Source organism: Candidatus Eisenbacteria bacterium, assembly GCA_030017955.1.
Classification (GTDB): Bacteria; Eisenbacteria; RBG-16-71-46; order JASEGR01; family JASEGR01; genus JASEGR01.
Genome location: JASEGR010000126.1, coordinates 2,949 through 4,789 on the forward strand (window position 1 = coordinate 2,949; position 1,841 = coordinate 4,789).

Annotated in this window: 1 protein-coding gene; it reads left to right on the top strand. The window is 53.9% G+C overall.

Annotated features, from left to right (window positions below; translation table 11 throughout):
* Nucleotides 1-506: 506 nt before the first annotated feature.
* Nucleotides 507-1,841, top strand: a 1,335-nt coding sequence (locus QME66_12655) for a hypothetical protein (protein MDI6809806.1), incomplete at its 3' end; no start/stop codon positions are given.

Here is a 1,841-nt window from a genome sequence, read left to right on the forward strand (position 1 = left end):
TCCGTGTATTTGACTAGATGTTGGGTCTGACGGTTGAAGCGCATGAATAGAGCCAGGAGGCGGAGACTCAACTGAGCGACACGGTTCACCGAGACAACGAAGGTTTTATAAGAACAAGCGAGAATCTTCTTAAAATCTTCGTAGACTGATTTCTTGGTAGCTCTGGTGCTCGCATGTTGGTACAGAGCGAAGCTGAGAGCGTCAGTGTTGTTGATCTTCTTTGGTCGACCAATGGCGGGTGTTTCCAATCCCGTCAGCTTGAAGATCGAGAGAATCTGTGTGATGATATGTTTGATGTTTTCATAAAGTGAGAACGTCATAAAGACGTAGAAGCGGCACCTTAACTGGTACCGCTTCTATTGTATCTCAAGTTGTCTTTTTTATCTTATAGGGAGTTTCGTAATTCACAGCTTCAGGACGAATCCATTGACAAATTCAGGGTTTCTAGTATATTGCCTTCCATCCGACCAGCCATAAAAGGGCTATTCCTATTTAAGGAGGTTAAAATGGTTCGGGTGAAATCTTTGCTCGTGTTTTTGGCGATCTCCTGCGGTACGGAGGAGGTGAAGAACGGTCAGGTCGTAGACGATTCCACGGTGACGCAATGCGTGCCCGGAATCACCCAAGAATGCCTGTGCGTCGACGGTCAGATCGGAGTTCAGAGCTGCCGTGACGACGGTTCAGGCTACATCAAGTGCGAGTGTCTGGACACGTCTGACACTGGTGAGTTCAACGGTACGGACATTACGGATACTGGAAGCGACAACACCGAGGAAGATGACGCCGGCCCAGCGATCTGTTCAGGTCCAAGCACGAAGGACTGCGGACTCTGCGGCGTACAGACGCGGACATGCGACAACGGAACATGGAACGAATGGAGTTCGTGCACTGGACAGGGCGACTGTGTGCCTGATGATGAGGCCAATTGCGGCTGCGGCAGTCGATTCTGCGAAGAAGATTGCACGTGGTCAGCATGCTTCGAACCGGCATGTTGTAACTCCAGTGACTGCACCGACGGCAAGCAGTGCCAGAACGGCGACTGCATCTGCGTGGCCGAATACGAAAAGAAGTGCTCGGGCGGTGATTCCTGGTGGTTCGACTCGTGCGGAAAACAGGATTCCAAAGCGGATGACTGTAATAACCAGGAAGAGTGCCAGAACGGCACCTGTGTGGATAAATCATGTTCTGAAGCCTGCACTGGCTGTTGTGATAGTTCTACCTGCCAGTTTGGCAGCACCGCATCCTATTGCGGTTCGGGTGGAGCGGCGTGCAAGACCTGCAAGAAGGGCTGGGAATGCAGCAACGGCGTGTGCACATGCAACGACCAGGTCGACATCGGCTGCTTCGAGGGCGATGCTTGGTGGTTTGATTGCGAGGGTCAGCTCTCGTACATGGAAGAGAATTGTGCGGGCGGCAGCACGTGCTCGTCGGCCACTGATTCGTGCGAGTGTTCCCCTGAGGAAACCTTCGCCTGCCATCCCAACGGCAACCTGGTCTGGAAAGACTCCTGCGGCAACTGGGGAGACAACTACCAGGGGTGCGACTGCGGATGCTCGGGGACGAGTTGCAAAGACTGCGGACCAGCTTGCCCTAACGGCTCCTGCGAAGCGGGAGAGACCAAGTGCTCCTGCCCCTCTGACTGCGGTTCATGCTCTGGGTGCTGTTCATCTGGATCATGCCAGACCGGCAACTCAGACTCGTCCTGCGGTTCAAGTGGAGGAGCATGTTCTTCCTGCACCGGCGGCAAGGTCTGTCAAAGCGGAAGCTGTCAGTGCAAGGCCAAGACAACCTTCGCCTGCCATCCCAACGGCAACCTGGTCTGGAAAGACTCCTGCGGCAAC